The following is a 20,783-nucleotide window of genomic DNA, read 5'->3' as shown; positions in this document are numbered from 1 at the left end:
CAAAACCCTAAACAGGTTCACAGCTTCAATGACAATCACAACCAAATGACGATAAAATGATGATTTTATTCTGCGGCCTTGTTAATCAGTAACCAGAACCGAGATTTGTATGGATTGAACTATACGATTGATATGAAGTACGGGAAGTGGCTGGGATTGCTTGGTCTGATTTGGTTTTTGGCAAATCCGGTGCTTGCTCAAACAGTGTATTCATCAAAAGCGTATCCCAGCGTAGTAGCACCACGTAGTGTTACGCTGGCCGGGTCGAAAATCAACTACTACAAAGACAATCGCGAAGTATCGACGCATGTAGCGGCTCCCGATGCCTTTCTGAAGCGGTTAGGTGCTAATGGTCGGCTGGCAGCGCCCAAAGCCCAGTTTATTGTCGACTATACCAACTTTACAGCCGAAGCCCGAACGGCCTTTCAATATGCTGTCGATATTTGGGCGACGTTGATTTCATCGCCCGTACCTATTCGAATTAAAGCGAACTGGATTTACGATGAGCCTAATTTGCTGGGTTCGGCTGGTCCGGCTTCGTATCGCTATAACGTGGATGGCGCACAGAAAAACTATGCATTTTATCCCATTGCCCTGGCCGAAAAGATTGCCCGTCGTCAATTGAATGACCCGAGCGATGCGGATATTGTGGCTGATTTTAACCGGAACAATGATTGGTATTACGGCACCGATGGAAAACCGCTGAAAAATCAGACCGATCTGGTTACAGTCGTGCTCCATGAGTTGGGCCATGCGCTGGGCTTTATTGGTTTCTTTGGTTTGGTGGGCGATAATGGCGTGTATATGGAAGCCTTGCCCTCGGTCTATGATTATTTTCTGGAAACAGGGCAGGGCAAACGATTAGTCACCTCAACGAAGGACTTTCCTAATAATTCGGTCGAGCTAAAATTCCAGTTGGCGGGCTATAACCTGTATCTGAACGGGGCTAATCTCAAACAGACGTCTGCCCAGCGACTTAAAGTGTGGGTGCCTTACGAATACACACGCGCTGCCAGTATTTATCATCTTGACGAACGGGAATACCCGCCGGGCAACATCAATTCGTTGATGACGCCCCAACTGGCGCTGGGCGAATCGATTCACACGCCGGGACCGCTGGTCTTGCAGTTCATGACCGATCTGGAGTGGAAAACCACGTCGGTGCTGCATGATCCCATCAAAAATACAGAAGACCAGAAAGATCTGGTGTTCAATGCCCGCGTAATCAGCGATACGACGCTGATGCCCGGTTCGGTTCGGTTTTTTTATCGAAAAAAGGCGCCCACTGCCACAGATACTACGTTTACATTTGTCGATATGACGCAGGTGGGTACAACCAGTGATTATCGGTATACACTACCGGCTGCTCAGGCCAATGGCGATACCTGGTATTATTTTCAGACCCAGGATATACTCGGGCGTTCCTACACCAATCCGGGTAAAAACGTTGCAGGATCGCAGCTTTGGAACCATGTGTTTGTTGGCCCCGATAATGTGCCACCAACTATACGGTACAGCCCATCCAAGAATACGATATTTTCAACAACGGTTGCCGATAGTCTGCCTATCTATGCTCGTATCGCCGACGATCGAAGCGGGGTTGCCAGTGCCTATGTCGAGTATCAGATCAATGGCGTTGCTCAACCAACTATACCGCTACGGTACAATCCGCTAAAAGTCAATGCTGTTGATGTCGATAGTGTTTATGCAGGACGAATTGATTTTCCGGCTAATACCCTAAAAGTGGGCGATAAGATTACCTACCGGATTGTTGCTCAGGATGCAGCTCGGGCTAAAAATCAGTCCGTAAGCCCCGCATCCGGGTTTTATGAACTGGCCATTGTAGCCCCAAAGCCAGTGCTTGACCAGTACATCAATACGTTTGAGGCTTCGTCATCTGCCGGTGATTTTGCAGGGTATGGGTTCCGCATCGCCACGCCAACCGGGTTTAGTAATCCGGCTATCCATTCGGAGCATCCCTATCGCAATGGCAGTGATTTCCTGTTACAGACTAATTATGAATACCGGCTCCTATCGCCCATCCGAATCAAAGCGAATCCCGATAGTGCAACGATTCGTTTTGACGAAATAGTGCTGGTTGAACCAGGCGAAACAGGCAGTAAGTTGGGCGATGCGAATTTTTACGATTATGTGGTTGTAGAAGGTTCCAACGACAACGGCCAAAGCTGGAAGCCACTTGTAGATGCCTATAGCTCTGTCGATAAAAAAGAATGGCTGACCTGGTATAATCTGTATTTGGTGGGAGGTTCATACAATGAGTGGAATTCGGAAGCCGTAGGGACCCCGGCTCTGTATCGACAGCGGCTCATTCCGTTGCTGAAGCCCCAAAGCGCGTTTAAAGCGGGCGAACAAATCCTGATTCGGTTTCGGTTGTTTGCCGATCAGTTATCGTATGGATGGGGTTGGTCAATTGACAACCTACGTATCCAGGCACCACCCCCGCCCGTCGTACTGGGTGCTGAGCCCGTCGTTGCAGCCACGTTTGACGTATACCCTAATCCGGTAAGTAATGGGCAAATACGGATTCAGGCTGGTTTCCCCAAATCTGTTTCTGATATTGGGCTAACGATCCGAGATTTAACCGGGCAGTCGCTACGCCAAGAGACCATCAAAATGGCTGGGCAAAAACTGGATCGGTGGGTAGATGTAAGCGATCTGCCGAATGGATTGTATTTTGTGCAATTGGCGGCAGGCGAGGTAATTTTGACAAAGAAGGTTATTATTACGAACGGAGAATAGGATCTGTGTTCCCATGATGAAATTTTACCTGTCTTTGCTGTTGATCTGGAGTATTGTAGGGTGCTCACCTGCCCGGCGTATTAGCCTTGAGTTGCGCACCAAACCAGTCTATACCGATCATTTTACGGGCGTGGCCTTGTATGATCCGGTGCAGCAACGAGCACTTATCCAACACAACGCCGACAAGCCCTTCACTCCCGCATCGAATACAAAACTGTTCAGCTTTTACGCCGGGCTACTTTCGCTACGCGATTCGCTGCCGGTTCTGCGCTACTCGGTCCGGCACGATTCACTGATTTTCTGGGGTACGGGCAACCCGCTGCTGTTGCATCCCGATTTGGCTGATACAACAGCACTGGCTTTTTTGCGGAATCGGCCGGAACGCCTGTTTTTCTCCCCCACCAACTACGATGGCCCCCGTTTTGGACCCGGCTGGGCCTGGGACGACTACAACGACGATTATTCACCCGAGTTAGCCCCGCTACCCATTTATGGAAACGTGGTTCGCTTTAGAAATGGGAAAATAAGCCCCCGTCGATTGGCCGATAGCGTACATCTGGTTTCGGGAGAAAAAGCACCTGTAGGTATCCGAAGGGCTGAATTCAGCAATCAGTTTACGCAATCGGCAGGGGAGAAGCCTGCCCGGCAGGATGTGCCGTTCCGGTGGTCGGCGGAGTTGGCGGCTCATTTACTGGCCGATACGCTCCACCGGCCTGTCGGGATTGTCAAGGCCCCCATTTCGGCTAACGCTCGGCTTCTGCGCGGCTCTTCAACCGATTCGTTATACAAACGGATGTTGTACGTGAGCGATAACCAGTTTGCCGAGCAGGTACTGTTTATGGTTTCGGCTGAACGGAATGTCGGTAGCCTGGCCCCTGTTTCGGAACTGCACCAGATGGTGGATAGTGTTTTCCGTTTTCCAGTAGCTCACGAAGGGCAGCTACCAGCCCGTTGGGTCGATGGGTCGGGTTTATCCCGCTATAATCTGTTTACCCCGAATGTGCTGATCGATTTGCTCGGACGTATCTATGCCACAGTTCCTCAACAGCGGCTGTTTGCCTTACTTCCCGCTGCGGGGCAATCAGGAACATTGCGGAGCTTATCCATGCCTGGTAAGCCGTATGTATTTGCCAAGTCCGGTTCGATGACAGGTGTCTATAATCTGAGTGGGTATGTGCTCGTGCGTTCGGGTAAAGTGCTATACTTCAGTATTATGCATAATAATTTTACCCAAACCGTAAGCGAGATGCGCCGACGAACAGGCGAATTGCTGAAAGAAATTCATGAGAAATTTTAAGCCCATTTTTAGCGCGGCCAGTTTGCCAAAGGCTGAATGCTGGTCTGGGGGTTATCGACAGCTTTTTCGGGAAGGAGCCGTACAGTTAAAGCCGTTTTGCTGCTGGCGGGCAGGTTAATGTCAAAACCAACCCGTATCGTTCCCGGATTAGCCGCATCATAGTCGTGGGGAGGATCGGTCGACCAGGTTTTTAGGGTCACACCTGCCGGTTCAACCACTTCTAAAATCAGCTTTTTTCCGTCCTTCGTTAGTTCCGCTTTATTCCCACCCAAAAGATTGACTGAAGCCGGGGTAAGCATAGTCCAGCGAACTGTAGTTTCGGTGGATAGGGTTTCCAGTTCATCCCGAACCACGACATACGCTTTATCGATAATGGCCACGCCCCGAACCGCTTTTGCCAATGCATCCTTATAGACGTCCGACAAATCCGTTTGCGCATTCAGAAACGATGGATTTGCTGACGAGCTGATAATGGAGGCTTTCCCGGTCACACGCTGAAGCTGGTTATTGACCGTGAGGGTATTATGCGTAAAGTTGTTGTATCGGAAAATCTGCCACCGTTGCGAATCCTGCTTACTATTCCATAAATCGACGCCTTTCGATTCCAGCGATTCGTAATTCTGCATGCCGAAATCCATAGCCCAGCGCACACCATCAGCTTCCATGACAAACGAGCCAACATCCATATGGGCATGATTGACCGAAGGGCTTCCCGCTTTCAGCCCCACAAAAATGGCTGCGGGATCTGACCAGGATGTACGCATCAGGGCAACTGGATTTTTGCCTTCACCAGTCCATACTGTTGCTTTCGGCTCAGGGATGGCCGACATACCAATGCCGTTGCTCCACAGCATGATAGCCGGAAGCAACCGCTCGCCAGTATGTCGTTTGGGGTCGGTGCTCATCAGTCGACCGCGTTCTACCCAAAGTAAGGATGGGTTGTTTTGCTTCTGGGCGAACCAGAACATGGCTGGCTGTAGTTCGCCCGATAAACCTGAATCGGAGTAGTTAAAGGCATTGCCCGATGGGCCGGTCATGTTTTCCATGTAAGCCGCTGTCTGCAAAAAACCGGGCTGCTTCGACAGGCCAAAATCGGTTCCGTAGGCTTTTTCGAGCGCGCTGACCAGCATCACATTAAAACTGGTTCCGTAGCCCCAATAACTGTAGCCTTCGGGATAGGCGCCATTCGGTCGGTAGTCGTTCATGGGCAATACGACAGCCTCGATAGCCCGGTTTACAATCGTTTTGGCTAATTCGGGCTGATCGTCGGCAATGGCCAGCGCACCGTAGGTCATACCGGCATTACAGACCTGATTCCAGTTGTGTGAGGCTTTCAGCCAGCTATTGTATTTGGTATCGAGCGACGGCTCAAGTCCCTTCTTCAGAATCGCGTCTTTGATCGCTGATCGGGATGGTTCGGATAAATCGGTATATAGCCAGTCGTAGCCGATGGCTACGGCCATTGTCATTTCGGCTACGTCCAGAAAATGCGTTGGATTCCAGTCGTCGAAGGCTGAAAGAGCCAATAACTCCCTTTCGGCTCGTTTCAGGTATTTATCCTGATGGGTCAGCCGCCAGGCATAAGACAAATAAAAGATTCGACGGAGGGCTTCGCGGGATACCGACAGCAATCGTCGGCCAATCTTGATGCGTTCAAGCGGAGCTTTCTCCACCAGTTCATCGCAGGTGACCAGCATGGCCTGATGCAGACTATTCCAGGTTTTGTCGGCAGCTATTGTACGTTTTATGCCTTCCTCTTCGCCAGATACCAGCAGTAAGCGGGGATGCACTGGGAGTTTATTGGCGTTTGCCAGATGATTGACCTGCGCGTAGAGCGAAATCGTTGTCAGGAAGAATAGGCTAAATACGCAGAAACAGGTACGATTCATAGCAGTTAACAACGTTAAGTTGAGCGTTACGTTGTATAAGCTATAAATAGGGGTAGATTACCTATAGACTTACCGCTTGATGAGTAAATAGACGGGATAGCTGACAACGATGAAGCCGATGGCATACATACTACTCGAAAAATCGCCAATAACAGCTCCGATCAAAAAAGCCAGCGAGGCTACCAGGAGGGCCCCGGTTGAGAATGGATAGCCCCAGGCCCGCACGGGTCGGGGCAGATCCGGTTCGGTTTGGCGTAGGCGAATCAGGGCCGCAAAAGCCGAAGCATAGCAAAGCACGAAAAAGAAGGTAGCAATATCGGATAGCTTGCCGTACGTGTTCGTCAAAATCATCAGGATCGATGCGCCTGCGGTTAGCATGGTTGCGTTCATTGGCGTTCCTCCCGCGTTGACCTGATTCACAAACCGAAAGAAAAGGCCATCGCGGCCCATGGCGAAAATAACACGGGGGTTAAACATGATTTGTGCATTGATGATGCCCATAATCGAGATCATCAGCAGAAACGTAACCACCTGAGCACTACCGGAACCGAACAAAAGCTGAACGGCATCAGCGGCTGGTAATTTAGAACTGGCCAGCACTGGCAAGGGTAGCACATACAACAGAGCCAGATTGACAAGAATATAAATGCCAATAATCAGCAGGACCCCACTAATCATCGACCTCGGCAGGTTCCGGCTGGGGTCAACATCCTCTTCCGTAAAATACGCGGCCGTATGCCAGCCGTCGTAGGTATAGAAAACGGACTGTAGAGCGGCCAGAATACCCAGCCACACGCCCCCTTCGGCCAGAGGCCGAATCGCATTTGTCGTTAGAACGGGTTCTTTCGGGGTTATAGTGAAGCATACAATCACGAAAGCCAGCAACCCGACGGCTTTCAATACGCTCATTACTTCCTGCGCCTTACTGGCCAGACGGACACCCACTGAGTGAAAGACGACAAAAAGTACCAGAATACCAATGGCAATGGTTTTTTGGTAGGCAATAGCTTCAGGAAATAACAGAGCTGTGTATTCACTCATGACAGCCGCTCCAAACGCCATAGCCGATACACTCCCCAGCCAGCTACTGATGCCGATGATGAACCCGGCATAATTGCCGAAGGCCCGATGGGCAAACACATACCAGCCACCCGCCTTGGGCAACATGGTGCCTAACTCCATCACCGACAATGACCCGGCCAGCGCATATACACCCACAATCAACCACACGGCAATGATCAGCGTTGGGTTGCCAATGTCGTGGGCAATGGGGCCGGGCTTCCGTAAAATACCCGTACCTATTGTCCCGCCAATGGTAACCGCCACGCCAAAGCCGACGCCTAATAATTTCTTGAGTTGATTCTGGGCCATTCGTATGGGAGAGTTGGCTGTGCCGTACACGTAATTCACAATGATAGCAAAAACTTTCGTCGGTCAGTGAGGTGTCTGGCTGCAAACGGGCGTCAATCCTGTTTTTTCGTAAGTTTGTCGGTATGAGAATCTTGCTGACACATCCGGCTGTACTGGTTTTTGTGGGGGGCGGAGCGGGAAGCCTGCTGCGATATTGGGCTGGTCGACTGATTCCGGCTACATTTTCCGGTACACCATTTCCCAATGCTATTTTGCTCGTGAACGTACTGGCTAGTTTTGTGTTGGGCGCTGTGGTTGGCTGGGTAATCAATCGGGCGGCTGGCGACGAGGCCCGTCTGTTGATTGGCGTAGGTTTTTGCGGAGGACTCAGCACATTTTCCAGTTTCAGTTATGATACAGTCGTTCTCCTGCAAAATGGTCGCCTTGCAGCAGCCTTGCTCAATATCAGCTTAAACGTCCTGTTTTGCTTACTGGCGTCGGCTGGCGGGTTGACTCTTGGAAAAGGCCTATAAACATGAAACACCTGTACATCGCAATTATTTTACTTTCACTAATGAGTTCAGCCCTTCAGGCACAGGAATTATCGCGTCGGTTATTCGATGCGCACGAGACGTTCAAAGAAAAAGCCCTTACCCATCGTCGGTTCAAACACAAGGATATCGTTCCTCTGCTAAATGGACTGGGAAAACCCTTGTCGGTTAGCCAGGTTGGTGCGTCGCTGGAAGGCCGGGCCATTTATAAAGTAAAGGCAGGAACGGGCGCAACGAACATCCTCTTATGGAGCCAGATGCATGGCGATGAAGCTACGGCTACCATGGCGCTGTTCGATATTTTCAAGTTTCTTCAGGCTAAAAACGACGGTTTCGATGCGTTACGGCAATCTATTCTGAGCCAGATGACGATTCATTTCGTGCCGATGCTTAATCCTGACGGGGCCGAGCGGTTTCAGCGTCGGACAGCTACCGACATCGACATGAACCGGGATGCGCTGCGATTACAAACTCCCGAAGGAGCCTTGTTGAAAAGCCTACAACAGACGCTAAAGCCTTTGGTAGGTTTCAACCTGCACGATCAGAATCCACGTTATGGTGTAGGAAAAACAGGTAAGCAGGCCGTTGTGTCGTTTCTGGCAACGGCTTACGACGAAGATCGGAATGTGAATGAGGTTCGGCAGCGGTCGATGCAGCTAATCGTAGGTATGAACCGGGTGTTGCAACAGTTTATACCCGGACAAATAGCCCGGTACGACGATGAGTTTGAACCCCGTGCTTTTGGCGATAACATTCAGAAGTGGGGCACAACCCTGATTTTGATTGAGTCGGGCGGGTACAAAGGGGATTCGGAGAAAATGGCGATTCGGCAGCTGAACTTTGTGGCTATTTTAACAGCGTTGAAGGAGATTGCCGATGGGTCGTACAAACAGGAACCCATTGCCGATTACCAGGCCATTCCGGAGAATGGCCGTGCCTTGTTCGATGTACTGATTCGGAATGCTACCGTCATGCGCGAAGGCCGTCCGGTTATAGTCGATGTCGGGATCAATCATAATGAGGTTAGTGACGACGCGGCCCGGTCGTTTCAGTACAAAAGCACTATTGAAGACATCGGCGATTTATCGACCTTCTTCGGCATTGATGAGATCGACGCCACTGGATTGACCCTCGTTCCGGCTAAGGTATATCCCGAAACACTGGATACCGTCGTTGACCTGGCAAAGCTGGACTTGACCGCCTTACGACGGGATGGTGTAGTGGCTTTTAAGCTCCGAAAATCCAGCAAAAAAGAGTTTCCGGCTCAGCAGGTTCATCTCCTGTACGAAGGCGACTTGCCCGCTCAGCCGCTTCAACTGGAACAGATCCCTACGTTTCTGCTCAAAAAAGGCGATCAGATTCAGTATCAGTTTGTCAATGGATTCTGGAAAGACGTTGCCACCAGTGCTGGCAGCCCGCAAAATGGCGTGATTGACTGATGCATTGGCTAAGGATAATTCAAGCGTAATACTGGCGTAATGTTGAGGTAACAACTGAGGGGTAGCTTTGTCCTGTAGTCGGTTGGCTAATTTCCGCTAAGCCATTCTATACATTTTCATATTGGTGTCGCATGAAAGGCCAGGGCTTTGCGCTGGCTTTTTTCTTTTGGCTGTTGCTAATCTGTGGTTTTATAGGGCTGAGTACTGTTTCGATACTGTAAATTGCGAAAAGCGGCTTAGCTAAAGTTTACTTTTTTAGTCTTTAGGAACTAATATTTGCCCATCTATTGAAAATAGCTCTTTACCCTCGAAGGTGTTTCCTGAGTAAACAGTGTACTTCTGATAGTACGTTTTAGCGTTGGCTTGCAAATCTAACTCTGGAGTTCGAACGATTTTATGTTGTTGACACCATCGTTGGTTTCTTGCTTCACAGTATATTTTTATATCATAATTGTCTCTGGTAGCGAATGGTATTGTGCCTAGTTTTACATATTGTCTTGAATTTACCTCTTCTATAGTGAAAGTAGGCGATGTCATCACAAAATGACGATTACTTGATTGATTGTTTGTATTATCAAAGATTCTGATAGAAACATTGTACAAGGGGTATTCCCCCCAAGACCAAAAAGTTACTGAAATCTTGTCATTTTCAGGGATTATAGTAAGATACCCAAAGCTATCCCCTCCACTTGTAAGTCCTTTAATCTCTGTTGATAGACGGATGTTTTCATTAGCTAACTTATTATTCTCTAGGATTAAATTTCTTGAGATTCCATTTGTTTTGTTGCCGAAGTAGGTGGCTCCAAAGGCGCAAAGGGCACCTAATACCGTTGACAAGGTGGCAGCATCCTTGTTACCAAGCAAGCCCATACATGCTCCACAAGCAGAGGCAAGACCGCTTGCTACCATCAGTATTATTTGCCAATTCCTAAATTTCTCTAGGTCTTTTGTAATCTCTTCTGCTGTAGTCATATAGGAGTATTGAACTTAAAATTTCTGTTAATTCTTTTGGATGAATCTTGGTCGAAATTGTAATTATAGAGGCAATTTTGGAATTGCGACAATCAATAGATTCTTTAGAACTAGCAAAAATGGATAAGTTGAGTTTATTCGTCATGCGAAGAGATTAACATTAAGAATGCACCAAGATAGAGCAGATTAGTAAAAAGTTTAAGGAGGACGGTATTCGGAAGCTGAAATATAAATGAGGACTAAACAGAAACACCCGACTCGCAAAAGCCGGGTGTTTCTGTAATATTGAAAAATTCTGATTAGAAATTGAATCGGGCGCCCAGTTGCATTTGCCAGCGCGAGCTGAGTGGGTCAATGGAGTAAGGAGCCGATGGGCGCGACCACGTAAAGGTTGGGTCACCTGTTGCGGGGTTCGTTGCCCGGCCCAGGCCAATCGATGCGGTCGAGTTGAAAGTGTTGGGCGAGAAATAGTAGTAGCCCAGCTTCTTGTCCAGCAAATTCAGGAAATTGATGATGTCGTAGCTGATCTGGATCGACTGACGACCTTTCAGCTTGAACTCGTGCAGAAAGCGCAGGTCCATCGTATTGTTCCAGGGGGTACGGCCACCATTGCGTTCGGTGAATGTTCCTTTGCGGGTTTTCAGATACGGATCGGATTCAACAAAGGCCATGAAATCGGTGGCTTGCGAACCCGTTGGCAGTAATTTCTGGGCTTCAGCCAGATCGCGTGGAATGTAGGCTAAGCTGTTGGCCTGGCCCGTACCATCGACCGTTGCGTTTACGTAACCCCACGAGAAAGGCGCGCCCGATTGCAGCGAGTAAAACAACGTAACCGTAGTGGCATTGCGTGGATTCCAGACCTGGCGGTAGTTGACCGTACCCACAATCCGGTGGCGAATGTCGAAGTTCGAGTAAGCCAGTTGCGGATCGTTTGGCGTCAGCGACTGGTTCAACTGCCAGTTCGATTCCATTGAGTTCCGAATACCGTTAGTAAGGTCGAAGGATTTGCCGTAGGTGTAGGCCGTTGAGAAACCGAAGCCCATCGGAAAATTCCGCTGAATCTGGCCCGTGAGGCTGTACCGATAGCCTTTGTTGGTATTGGTCAGCATGTAGGCATTCGCAAAATTGTTATCGATACGCTGCGCTCCGGCTGTTCCGTTGGCGGCTACATAAATAGGCTGTTGCTGCTGGGTATCGTAGCTGTAGTACCGAACCACATCTTTGGTATTGACCTGCATAAACTTCAGGTCGTTGATCACTTTGGTATACAACCCTTCCACCGTAAACTTGTAGCCACCTACCGTGTAGTCGACCGCAATGTTGTTGCGGAACATCTGTGGCATCTTGAAATTGTTGTCGATCAGGTCGACCTGCGTACGGGTTACACCGCCATTGGCTGGGTTGTTGTTGATAAGCAAGGCCCCATTCGGAACCAGCGGATCGCCAACCAGTTTGGTAGCCGCCGTAGCATTGTTGTTAAAGTCATACGCACCATAACCAACCCCGTTGTTGTAGAAGGCATAGCCTAACCAGGCAAATGGAACCCGACCCGTGAACAGGCCGGTACCACCGCGAATGATCAGACTCTTATCGCCTTTGGCATCGATGGTAAAGCCTAAGCGGGGTGAAATCTGAACGTTGTTCAGATACGAGTTTGTGATCTGATTGAGTGGCGTATACGAATAGGTTTTGCCGTAGTTGGCGACATCTCCTGCCGAAGCCGTTACCTGCGAGCTAAGCGTAGGCTTTTTGGGCAGTCCGGTATAATCCAGACGAATACCCGGCGACAGTTTGATCCGGTCGGTAAGCTGAATATCGTCTTGCAGATACAGGCTCAACAGATTGACGTTGAAATGAGCGTACGGATTGTTGAATTGATTATCCAGATTGTTGGTCGCATCGCCAAAAGGATAGCTTCCCCGAACCCGGTTGGGCAACTTGGCCAGAAACTCATCGACTGAGCGGTATGAAATCCGTCCGTTGGGTGAGTTGACAAAGCCGTAATCAATCGTGTACAACTCGTTATGCGTGCCGAGGGTGAAGGTGTTCTTGCCCGCGTAGAACGTGAAGTTATCCGTCACTTCAAAGGTTTTCTGCCGAAGGTTGAAGACCGACGCTTCCCGGTCGTTTCCTAAGAAGATTGTGCCACCATTGTAGCCAATCTCAACCTGCGGGAACGTCCGAACATTGGAAAGGGTGTTTCGGAAATCATGAACGCTCGAATAACCCACGATCAGGCTGTTCGATGCCCGGCCACTGAATTGACTTTTCAATTCGGCAACGGTGCTGGTCTGGTTATTCGACTGTTTGAAGTCGATGCTGCCGAAACGGAAGTTAGCGGCATCACGCTCCAGGTTCGTTGCTTCCGAGAACACCGTATTGTTCCGAATTGTCAACTGATTTTTATCGTTGATATTCCAGTCCAGCCGGTTGAAGAATTTCGTGCTGTTGGAATAAATCGAATAGTTGCCAAACGAACCTGCATCGAGGCCATAGTTGGTTTTTACGAAATCGCTGATCTGCTGCGCAACAGCTGCGTCTTTAATCAATGAGCTAGGCGTACCTGCCTGGAACTGAACGGGATCCTGTCGACGTGTGATTTCTTCGTTCGTAAAGAAGAACAGTTTGTTTTTGATGATCGGGAAACCAACCCGAACTCCCGTCTGGTATTCGTAAAACGTGTTGGGGAGTTTTTCTTTAGTATCCGAAGCACCATTCCAGGAGCCGGTCAGCGTAGCATTCCGACCGAAGCCGTATACAGACCCCGTTACTTCGTTCGTACCGCTCCGGGTAACCGCATTTACGGAGCCCCCCAGGAAGTTGCCAAGCCGAACATCGAAGGGCGCCACCGCCACCTGAATATCCTGAATAGCGTCCAGACTGACGGGGTTGGTACGGGTGCTGGAACCGGGTTGCCCCGACGTTCCGGTTGAACCACCCAGCGAAGGACTAAAGCCAATCGCGTCGTTGTTGATGGCTCCGTCGATGGTTACGTTGTTGTACCGGAAGTTGGTTCCGGCAAACGAGTTGTTGTTATTCGCCTGGGGCGAAAGCCGGGTCATGTCGGTCAGGCTGCGCGAAATGGTTGGTAACCGACGGATGGCTTCGCTGTTTATGCTACTGCCTGCGCCCTGGCGTTCACCTTCACGGCTGCCTTTTATCACCACTTCGGTAAGCTGAGCACTGGCATCCTGCAGCGTCAGATTCAGTTGGGTCGTTTCACCCAGCCGAAGTACTACGTCTGACAGCGTTTCGGTGTTGTAACCCACATACGTGACAACCACCTGATAAGGGCCGCCAGCATTCATGTTATTGATGCGAAAACGACCTTCAATATCCGTTACGGCAGCGTATTTGGTTCCGGTTGGTGTATAAACAGCCTGAACAGTAGCGCCTGGTAAGACTTCTTTTTTTGAATCGGTGATGAGACCGCTAAGACCACTGGTAGTAACCTGCGCCCAGGCGACAGAAGCAGTGGCGATGAAAACGACTAGTACTAATAAGGTAGATACGATTGACTTCATTTGCGAAAGCGCATTGATTTCGGTGCAAAATTCATGGAAATCAGCGCGCTACGTGTTAAGCAAATGTTATGATGCCCTTGGGCATAGTTAAGAATTTGTTAAGAACGGCTTCTAGTACATAACCTATTGGTTATACATCCTCAAAAAGAGGGTTAATCGGTCTGGTTGACGGAAGCGCAAAAAATTTACGAAATGATTTTGTTACCTGCTTTGCGTGCTTCCGTCTAATACTCGACTAAATCGATGAACTTTTAGGCTGTTTTCGAGCGTTCGGCATTAAACTTGTAGCAGCTCTCGGTATTAAATGAAAAAATGAAATATTTAATACGAAGTTGGATTAGTTTTTGGCTGGCTGTGAATGACTTAGTAATTTGGTCCCTTGCAATACCCAAAGTGCTTTACTGTAACTCCTAAACATATACGTTTACCCACTAACTACCGTAACAATGATTTCCAAGAAAGCGAAATATGCTATCAAAGCCCTTAAAGTATTGACCGAGGAATACGGAAAAGGTCCTGTGCTGATTTCCTACATTTCAGCCAAGGAAAATATTCCGAAAAAATTTCTGGAAGCTATTCTGCTCGAACTCCGTAACCACGGTATTCTGCAAAGCCAGAAGGGCAAAGGAGGAGGGTATCTGCTGCGTGTCGATCCGAGCCGTGTCAATCTGGCACAGGTGTTACGGGTAATTGATGGCCCCATTGCACCAACGCCCTGCGTGTCGTTTAACTTTTACGTAAAATGCGACGATTGCGATGATGAAGTGACCTGTGCGCTTCGTCCGATTATGGAGCGTGTTCGGGATGCCAATCTGAGTGTGTACGAAAATACATCGTTACTGACCTTCCAGGCTACAGGAGCGACCGAAGCCGTTGGGGATGCTAGTCCCGAACTTGCAGAAGTGGCAAAATAGACAGCTAAAAAGGAAGCGTGGCTACGGAACTGCTTAGTGATTGACAGATGGTCAAACCCAACAGCTCCGTAGCCACGCTTCCTTCTTTATAGGATTGTCGGTTTACTCTTCGGCTGGCTGGTGTTCTTTCCGAAGCAGGTCGTTAACCGTTTTTACCGGATTAAAGGTAATCAGCGGAACCTCAACAAAAATGGTGTTCCAGTCGGCCATAGCCCCATTCCAGAGACCGGGTAGTTCCTGCGCCTTTAAGTCCTTCCCATCTTTCGATTTTGCCGTAATGAAGCCCGTTAGTGGGTCACGGTAAGCAGGTAGATCATACTTTCGACCATGACGGTCATTCAGGCCGCATACCAAATCGACAGGGTTGAAGTGGGTGGCTTCGTCAAAAATGGCTTTTTGGCCCGGATTGCCCAGATCGATCTGAGCTGATTCAACCACTTGCAGCGAAACCGATCCATCCTGATTCCGGGCCCAGAATGGTCCACCACCGGGTTCACCTACGTTTTTCACCATACCGCATACACGCACCGGCCGATCCAGCTTCCGTTGGAAATAGGCCACTTTTTCCTCGTTCGATAAACTGTCGAATCCATCTGGTGGCAACGTGAACAAGGTTCGGCGGAATAGTTCATCGGCTTCGGCCAAATACCCCTCACTTACATCTTCCGAGTCCAGAAGTCCCTGCAAACGGGCGATCTGCTGTTGTGCATCGAGCAATACCGCAGCTAATACTTTTTTGTAAGTGATGGTTGGTTCCTTGATTTCATCCGGCACCACATTGTCGATGTTCTTGATAAACACAATGTCGGCATGAATATCGTTGAGATTCTCGATCAATGCCCCATGCCCTGCCGGACGGAATAGCAACGAACCGTCGGCATTACGGAAAGGCGAATTGTCCATATTGACCGAGATGGTATCGGTCGATTTTTTCTGCTCTGAGAATGAAATATCAAAAGTAACGCCCAGCCAGGCTTCGTAATCGGCTTTTTGCTCGTCGATAAGCTGTTCGAAACGGGAACGATGTTCAGGCGATACCGTAAAGTGGAGTTTTACCAGACCATCGGCATTGGCATAGGCTGCGCCCTCAACCAGATGCTCTTCAACGGGAGTGCGGGGGCCATCGATGTACTGGTGAAATTTGAGCAAACCTTTGGGAAGGCTGCCGTAGTCCAATCCTTTATCGGTCAGCAGATAGGTCAGTACGGTTTTGCGGTCGTTGTCGGCCACTGCTTTGTCCAGATCCAGACCATCAGCGGCCATAGCGGCTTTTAGGTCGTCATAGAAGGCAAAATCCGTAATGCGGGCAAAGACTTCGTCAACCGACTTATCGGACTTCCCATCCAGAGCGGCAAACAAGGACTTAAACATCCGGGTGGCGGCTCCCGACGCGGGTACAAATTTGACCAGATCGCGTTCATGGGCTGCCTCGTCGAAACGATGAATGTAAGCCGTGATCTGGTCGTCGGGTACGCGAACGATGCCATCGCCAATGGTAGCGGCCTTAATGACATTCAGGTATGGAAAGCCTTCTACGAAGTGCTGTATTTGCTGGTCAATCTGGTCCAGAGTTACCCCCTGTACCAGAATCTGGTCCTGATCCTGCTCAGTAAACTGCATAGCAATAAGATGAAATAGCGTTTAGAACGTTGGCAAATTGCGGATTTCGACAATAGGACGCAAATCAAATTATTGCAAAAACACATAAATAAATGCCAATTTTGCCGTCCTTAAGTCATTTCTTCATCACGACCCTTTACCGGGCTCTAAACTAATACATTGCCATGAAACTAATTGCTTTCGACGCCGACGACACGCTTTGGGTCAACGAACCCAACTACGTAGATGTAAAGCAAAAGTTATGTGATTTGCTGGCACATCATATTGATGAAGAGACACTTTCGAGCCGATTTTATGAAACGCAGATGCGCAACATGAACCTGTTTGGGTATGGAGCCAAGAGTTTTATTCTGTCGATGATCGAAACGGCTATTGAATTAACTGACGGGGCCATAACGGGCTCCGAAATTCAGCAGATTATCGATACCGGACGCCAGCTGATCGACTATCCAATTGATGTGCTGGATGGAATTCCTGAAGTGCTCGAAACACTTTCCAAAAACTTTGATCTGATGTTGCTGACCAAAGGTGATCTGTTCGATCAGGAGAGTAAAATAGCGCGTTCGGGCCTGGGACATTATTTTAAGCACATGGAAATCGTTTCCGAAAAGAACGAGCAGGCGTATGAGCGGGTGTTGCAGAAATACAATGTGAAGCCCGCCAATTTTATTATGATTGGTAATTCACTGAAATCCGACATCCTGCCGGTCGTGCATATTGGCGGACACGCGATTCATATTCCATATTCGGTGACCTGGATTCACGAACGGGTAGAGGATGAGCAATTAGTCGGCAAATCGTTTACCACGCTGGAAAGTGCCCGTGAGCTACTGGCTTTGTTCTGAACTATACCGTTTATCGTACTGCATAAGGGCTTCCACCAGAACCTGATCGGTCAGGTTCTGCGAATGAGCAGCAATAAAATCAGCCAGTTCGGGCCCCATATTGGTCAAAACGCGGCTGAGCGAATACTCAGTAGGGATGATAAAGCGCGGTCGGTCTCCTGCTTTCTGGAGATAATAGTCTTTCCATAATACGTATTTGCCGTCGAATCGGTCTTCAATTGGTGTCCGTCGGGTATACAACTTGCGGTCTATCGGTCGGAACTGCTTACTCCAGCGGCAGAATAGCTTCGTATTGCCATCATACAAAACCTCATAGTAGGTCACCCGTTGTATACCTAGTACTTTGTAAGGATCGCTGATAAACCGTCGACCTTCAAACAAAAATTCATCCGGTAGGGCCTGTATTATCCCAACAGAATCGTCTAAGGCACAGTATATCTGGTCGGTCACAAGGTTGTAGGCAATGGCGGCAGGAACTTTATGCTGATTTCGATAGACCAAATAGCCATAGTGCCAAACCTGGTCGTTTAGGTAGGGCGTTCCTAAATATGTGGGTGAATACCAGGTAGGCTTAAAATTCTCAACAGTAACTAATCGCCCTGTTTCATCCTGGGTAATAACCCGATAGGGGCGCTGGCCCTGGGCAGTACATACGTGCTGGGTATGCAGACAGAGCACAATACAGAACAAACAGGCTACGTGTTTCATAATCTGTAGTGAATTGTAACTAAAATGTCATGAGCGAATGTAGTTACTGAAAACACTTTGAGCCTGTTATTTCTTAGGAAATAGCTAAAATTAATCGTTTTTTAAGCCGTTGATAGGCAGAAGGTTAGTGGCCTATTATAGGAAATTCTTTTCCAGAAATAAGGCGACACCCTCGTCGTCGTTTGATGAGGTTCTGAATACAGAGGCTGCTAATACAGACACAGTAGCATTGGCCATTGCGACGCCCATACCGCAGGAGGTCAGCATGGCGAGGTCATTATGATCATCACCAAAAGCGACAATATCCTGAGTGGTTACGTTTTCGCGTAAAGAAATGGTTTGAAGTGCAGCCCATTTGTTTACACCCTGTGCCATAATCTGCACAATAGCGCCGTTGTCCGTATGGGTGACCGAACAAGCATCTTGTATAGATTGAAGCGTAACTGTTTCAGACGAAGTGCCTAAGCCTTCATGGATAATTTTGGTGATTCCTCGGCTAAAAACCGGATGTTGCTGATCTGAGAAAGCGATTTGCTGGTAAGGGACTTCACCAAATAAATGGGCAGGCGATCGATTTACATGAAATGTATCGTCAGATTCGACCCCAATGAATAAGTCATGCCTAATCTTAGCCAGCTCCTGAACAAGGCTATAGGCTAAATCTGGCCGAATAGCATACTGGGCAATTCGGGTGCGGCCTTTGTACACTTCTGCCCCATTATAGCAGATGCAATAGTGATACGTAATAACATCGGTCAGAAGGCTGGCAACATCTCGGGGCGGACGAGCGGTTGCTATGCTAACTAAATGCCCTTTTTCGACCAGTTGATTAATAGCACGAATGGTTCTATTAGAGAGGGTTTTGTCACGTCTAAGCAGTGTACCGTCGAGGTCGAATGCGAAGAGTTTCCTGGGTATCACTGATAAGATCTTCATAATCTCCTATTGAATGATGAAGGCATCAGCGTCCAGATTGGCCGGGAATTTCTGGCGGAACGCGTTGAGGTCGTCCAGAGAGAGTGTTTGTTGATGGGCGATTTCGACATCGGTATGTCGGGCTAGTACCTCTCCCTTAAAATCAATGATGGCTGAGTCGCCAGAGTAGGGGTGTCCGTTTCCATCGGTACCCACGCGATTGACTCCCGCAACGTAAGCCAGGTTTTCGATGGCCCGTCCCTGTAGAAGCGTATTCCAGGGCGCCCGACGAACGGCTGGCCAGTTGGCTACATACAGAAGCAGATCGTAGGCAAACTCCTGCGATTGGCCATCCGTATTCCGGCTCCATACCGGAAACCGAAGATCGTAGCAAATAAGCGGGCAGATTCGCCAGCCTTTCCACTCTTTAATAATCCGTCGGTCTCCGGCTGTATATATGGTATCTTCACCCGCCATACGAAACAGATGCCGTTTGTCGTAGGTGTCGAACTGCCCATCGGGCTGCATCCAGATAAGCCGATTGAAGAACTTTCCCGCTTCCTTTACTACGTAGCTCCCCGTTACAACAGCCCCTGTTTGCGCAGCCATCTGCTTAAGCCATCGAAAAGTCGTCAGGTTCATCGGTTCGGCAACCGAAGCGGCATCCATTGTAAAGCCCGTCGTAAACATTTCGGGGAGTACGATCAGGTCGGTAGGCTCTGCCAGACCGAATATACGTTCCTCCAGCATAGCCCGGTTAGCCACGGGGTCTTGCCAATACAGGTTGGTTTGGAGGAGGGTTATGTTCATGGCATGAGGCATAGGGCACGGGGCATGAGCCGCAGGGGTTCATTTACCCTTTGCCCAAACCTCTATGTCCTAGGCCATTTACTTTGGAAATTTCATTTTGTACTCCGCGTCGGTTTTGCCTTTTGAAATGTCGGTCAGTTTTTTCTTAATGAGTGTCCGACGGATAGGGGGCAGGTAATCGGTAAACAGTTTGCCTTCGAGGTGGTCGTACTCATGTTGAATAATCCGGGCAGCCATACCATCGTATTCTTCTTCATGTTCGTTCCAGTCGGTGTCGAAGTAACGGATAACGACGATTTCGGGCCGGAATACCTCTCCCCGAATGCCTGGGATGCTCAGGCAGCCTTCTTCAAACCCCCAGTCATCGCCCGCTTCTTCGATAATTTCGGGATTGATAAACACTTTTTTGAAATCAATCAGGCTCTTATCAATGTCTTCTTCGGGTTCATCTTCATTCATCGGGGAGCCATCGACCACAAACATCCGAATACTTTGCCCAATCTGTGGAGCAGCCAAACCAACCCCCGAAGCCGCGTACATGGTTTCGAACATATTGTCGCTCAACGCTTTTACGTCGATGCTACCGGGTTCAATATCTTTGGCCCGCTTCCGTAAAACGGGGTCGCCGTAGGCAATTATTGGGAGTATCATAAATTTAATTGTCTGAACCAGGATTTTCAGGATTAAACGGATTTACAGGATTGGCCTACTAGTAGGAGCAAAATCCTGTAAATCAGTTTAATCTAATAAATCCCGGTTCAGATGGTTGCTTTCCATGTACGATTGTAGGATGATGGCGGCACTCACTTTGTCGATATTACCTTTTTCGCGTCGGTCTTTTTTGGTACTTCCTCCAGCAATCATTGCCTGTAAAGCCATTACCGACGTAAACCGTTCGTCGTGCCAGTGGATTGGCGTGTCGGGGAAGGCATTTTGCAAATGCGTTACAAATTTCCGAACCCGCGCCGTATTATCCGTATCGGCACCATCTAATCCTTTAGGCAAGCCTACGATAAACGCTTCGACAGGTTCACGCTGCGTATAGGTTTTTAAAAACTTCAATACTTCGTGAGAGGGTACCGTTTCCAGGGCCGATGCAATTAACTGCAAAGGATCTGTGACAGCAATACCCGTCCGTTTCGAACCATAATCGATAGCTAATAGTCTTGCCATTTCGGTAACAAAGGTA

General features: G+C 48.8%; 16 protein-coding genes. 6 read left to right on the top strand and 10 right to left on the bottom strand.

The window, feature by feature from the left end; all coding sequences use genetic code 11:
* Window positions 1-132 precede the first annotated feature (132 nt).
* Together B153_RS0110805 and B153_RS0110800 are read left to right on the top strand one after the other, a co-directional pair.
* Window positions 133-2,760 carry a T9SS type A sorting domain-containing protein gene (locus tag B153_RS0110805; RefSeq protein WP_051097257.1) on the top strand — a complete coding sequence of 876 codons (2,628 nt, stop codon included), beginning with the start codon at window positions 133-135 and terminating at the stop codon, window positions 2,758-2,760.
* Between the two features lie 13 nt (window positions 2,761-2,773).
* Window positions 2,774-4,057, top strand: a complete 1,284-nt coding sequence (locus tag B153_RS0110800; protein ID WP_020596720.1) for a D-alanyl-D-alanine carboxypeptidase/D-alanyl-D-alanine-endopeptidase — start codon at window positions 2,774-2,776, stop codon at window positions 4,055-4,057.
* Between the two features lie 8 nt (window positions 4,058-4,065).
* On the opposite strand, the gene B153_RS0110795 is transcribed toward B153_RS0110800, so the two are convergent.
* Together B153_RS0110795 and B153_RS0110790 are read right to left on the bottom strand one after the other, a co-directional pair.
* Entirely contained in the window at window positions 4,066-5,946 is a 1,881-nt protein-coding gene (locus B153_RS0110795; protein ID WP_020596719.1) for a heparinase II/III domain-containing protein, read from the bottom strand.
* A 69-nt stretch (window positions 5,947-6,015) separates the two neighbouring features.
* Window positions 6,016-7,317, bottom strand: a complete 1,302-nt coding sequence (locus B153_RS0110790) for an APC family permease (protein ID WP_020596718.1) — start codon at window positions 7,315-7,317, stop codon at window positions 6,016-6,018.
* A 122-nt stretch (window positions 7,318-7,439) separates the two neighbouring features.
* Here B153_RS0110790 and crcB point away from each other — a divergent pair, with 122 nt between their 5' ends.
* Complete coding sequence (gene crcB / locus B153_RS0110785) at window positions 7,440-7,829, top strand: fluoride efflux transporter CrcB (RefSeq protein ID WP_020596717.1); 390 nt, start codon at window positions 7,440-7,442, stop codon at window positions 7,827-7,829.
* Between the two features lie 41 nt (window positions 7,830-7,870).
* A complete protein-coding gene (locus B153_RS0110780; RefSeq protein WP_020596716.1) occupies window positions 7,871-9,286 on the top strand; it encodes a M14 family zinc carboxypeptidase in 1,416 nt (471 codons plus the stop codon).
* A gap of 255 nt (window positions 9,287-9,541) precedes the next feature.
* Here B153_RS0110780 and B153_RS0110775 read toward each other — a convergent pair whose 3' ends face one another.
* Both B153_RS0110775 and B153_RS0110770 read right to left on the bottom strand, forming a co-directional pair.
* A complete protein-coding gene (locus B153_RS0110775) occupies window positions 9,542-10,258 on the bottom strand; it encodes a hypothetical protein (RefSeq protein ID WP_020596715.1) in 717 nt (238 codons plus the stop codon).
* 299 nt (window positions 10,259-10,557) lie between these two features.
* Complete coding sequence (locus B153_RS0110770; protein WP_020596714.1) at window positions 10,558-13,782, bottom strand: TonB-dependent receptor; 3,225 nt, start codon at window positions 13,780-13,782, stop codon at window positions 10,558-10,560.
* 446 nt (window positions 13,783-14,228) lie between these two features.
* On the opposite strand from B153_RS0110770, the gene B153_RS0110765 reads away from it, so the two are divergent.
* The gene (locus B153_RS0110765; RefSeq protein ID WP_020596713.1) at window positions 14,229-14,696 is read left to right on the top strand and encodes an RrF2 family transcriptional regulator; all 468 of its coding nucleotides are present in this window, start codon (window positions 14,229-14,231) and stop codon (window positions 14,694-14,696) included.
* A gap of 102 nt (window positions 14,697-14,798) precedes the next feature.
* Here B153_RS0110765 and B153_RS0110760 read toward each other — a convergent pair whose 3' ends face one another.
* Window positions 14,799-16,316, bottom strand: a complete 1,518-nt coding sequence (locus tag B153_RS0110760; RefSeq protein ID WP_020596712.1) for a DUF4301 family protein — start codon at window positions 16,314-16,316, stop codon at window positions 14,799-14,801.
* A 164-nt stretch (window positions 16,317-16,480) separates the two neighbouring features.
* Between B153_RS0110760 and B153_RS0110755 the strand changes: the two genes are divergently transcribed.
* Window positions 16,481-17,161, top strand: a complete 681-nt coding sequence (locus B153_RS0110755; protein ID WP_020596711.1) for an HAD family hydrolase — start codon at window positions 16,481-16,483, stop codon at window positions 17,159-17,161.
* Here the strand turns inward: B153_RS0110755 and B153_RS0110750 are convergent.
* From B153_RS0110750 to ruvX, 5 genes are all read right to left on the bottom strand, one after another.
* Window positions 17,144-17,869 carry a hypothetical protein gene (locus tag B153_RS0110750; RefSeq protein ID WP_020596710.1) on the bottom strand — a complete coding sequence of 242 codons (726 nt, stop codon included), beginning with the start codon at window positions 17,867-17,869 and terminating at the stop codon, window positions 17,144-17,146. The two genes, B153_RS0110755 and B153_RS0110750, sit on opposite strands and share 18 nt — an antisense overlap.
* A 135-nt stretch (window positions 17,870-18,004) precedes the next feature.
* Complete coding sequence (locus B153_RS0110745) at window positions 18,005-18,805, bottom strand: HAD family hydrolase (RefSeq protein ID WP_020596709.1); 801 nt, start codon at window positions 18,803-18,805, stop codon at window positions 18,005-18,007.
* A 6-nt stretch (window positions 18,806-18,811) separates the two neighbouring features.
* On the bottom strand, window positions 18,812-19,594 hold the full coding sequence (locus tag B153_RS0110740; protein WP_026262060.1) for an amidohydrolase: 783 nt from the start codon (window positions 19,592-19,594) through the stop codon (window positions 18,812-18,814).
* 78 nt (window positions 19,595-19,672) lie between these two features.
* Window positions 19,673-20,245: a peptide deformylase gene (gene def / locus B153_RS0110735; RefSeq protein WP_020596707.1), complete on the bottom strand. Its 573-nt coding sequence runs from the start codon at window positions 20,243-20,245 to the stop codon at window positions 19,673-19,675.
* Between the two features lie 87 nt (window positions 20,246-20,332).
* Window positions 20,333-20,767: a Holliday junction resolvase RuvX gene (gene ruvX / locus B153_RS0110730; protein ID WP_026262059.1), complete on the bottom strand. Its 435-nt coding sequence runs from the start codon at window positions 20,765-20,767 to the stop codon at window positions 20,333-20,335.
* Window positions 20,768-20,783 lie beyond the last annotated feature (16 nt).

Origin of the sequence: Spirosoma panaciterrae DSM 21099 (assembly GCF_000374025.1) — a bacterium.
GTDB lineage: Bacteria > Bacteroidota > Bacteroidia > Cytophagales > Spirosomataceae > Spirosoma > Spirosoma panaciterrae.
Note: the sequence above shows the minus strand (reverse complement) of the source record. Positions and strands in the feature narration are given on the sequence as shown.

Excerpts from the sequence above, each read along its gene's own strand:
- B153_RS0110755 (WP_020596711.1), top strand. The coding sequence starts at position 16,481 with ATGAAACTAATTGCTTTCGACGCCGACGACACGCTTTGGGTCAACGAA.
- B153_RS0110795 (WP_020596719.1), bottom strand. The coding sequence starts at position 5,946 with ATGAATCGTACCTGTTTCTGCGTATTTAGCCTATTCTTCCTGACAACG.
- def (WP_020596707.1), bottom strand. The coding sequence starts at position 20,245 with ATGATACTCCCAATAATTGCCTACGGCGACCCCGTTTTACGGAAGCGG.
- B153_RS0110775 (WP_020596715.1), bottom strand. The coding sequence starts at position 10,258 with ATGACTACAGCAGAAGAGATTACAAAAGACCTAGAGAAATTTAGGAAT.
- B153_RS0110800 (WP_020596720.1), top strand. The coding sequence starts at position 2,774 with ATGATGAAATTTTACCTGTCTTTGCTGTTGATCTGGAGTATTGTAGGG.
- B153_RS0110805 (WP_051097257.1), top strand. The coding sequence starts at position 133 with ATGAAGTACGGGAAGTGGCTGGGATTGCTTGGTCTGATTTGGTTTTTG.
- B153_RS0110750 (WP_020596710.1), bottom strand. The coding sequence starts at position 17,869 with ATGAAACACGTAGCCTGTTTGTTCTGTATTGTGCTCTGTCTGCATACC.
- B153_RS0110765 (WP_020596713.1), top strand. The coding sequence starts at position 14,229 with ATGATTTCCAAGAAAGCGAAATATGCTATCAAAGCCCTTAAAGTATTG.
- B153_RS0110760 (WP_020596712.1), bottom strand. The coding sequence starts at position 16,316 with ATGCAGTTTACTGAGCAGGATCAGGACCAGATTCTGGTACAGGGGGTA.
- crcB (WP_020596717.1), top strand. The coding sequence starts at position 7,440 with ATGAGAATCTTGCTGACACATCCGGCTGTACTGGTTTTTGTGGGGGGC.
- B153_RS0110745 (WP_020596709.1), bottom strand. The coding sequence starts at position 18,805 with ATGAAGATCTTATCAGTGATACCCAGGAAACTCTTCGCATTCGACCTC.
- B153_RS0110780 (WP_020596716.1), top strand. The coding sequence starts at position 7,871 with ATGAGTTCAGCCCTTCAGGCACAGGAATTATCGCGTCGGTTATTCGAT.
- B153_RS0110770 (WP_020596714.1), bottom strand. The coding sequence starts at position 13,782 with ATGAAGTCAATCGTATCTACCTTATTAGTACTAGTCGTTTTCATCGCC.
- B153_RS0110740 (WP_026262060.1), bottom strand. The coding sequence starts at position 19,594 with ATGAACATAACCCTCCTCCAAACCAACCTGTATTGGCAAGACCCCGTG.
- B153_RS0110790 (WP_020596718.1), bottom strand. The coding sequence starts at position 7,317 with ATGGCCCAGAATCAACTCAAGAAATTATTAGGCGTCGGCTTTGGCGTG.
- ruvX (WP_026262059.1), bottom strand. The coding sequence starts at position 20,767 with ATGGCAAGACTATTAGCTATCGATTATGGTTCGAAACGGACGGGTATT.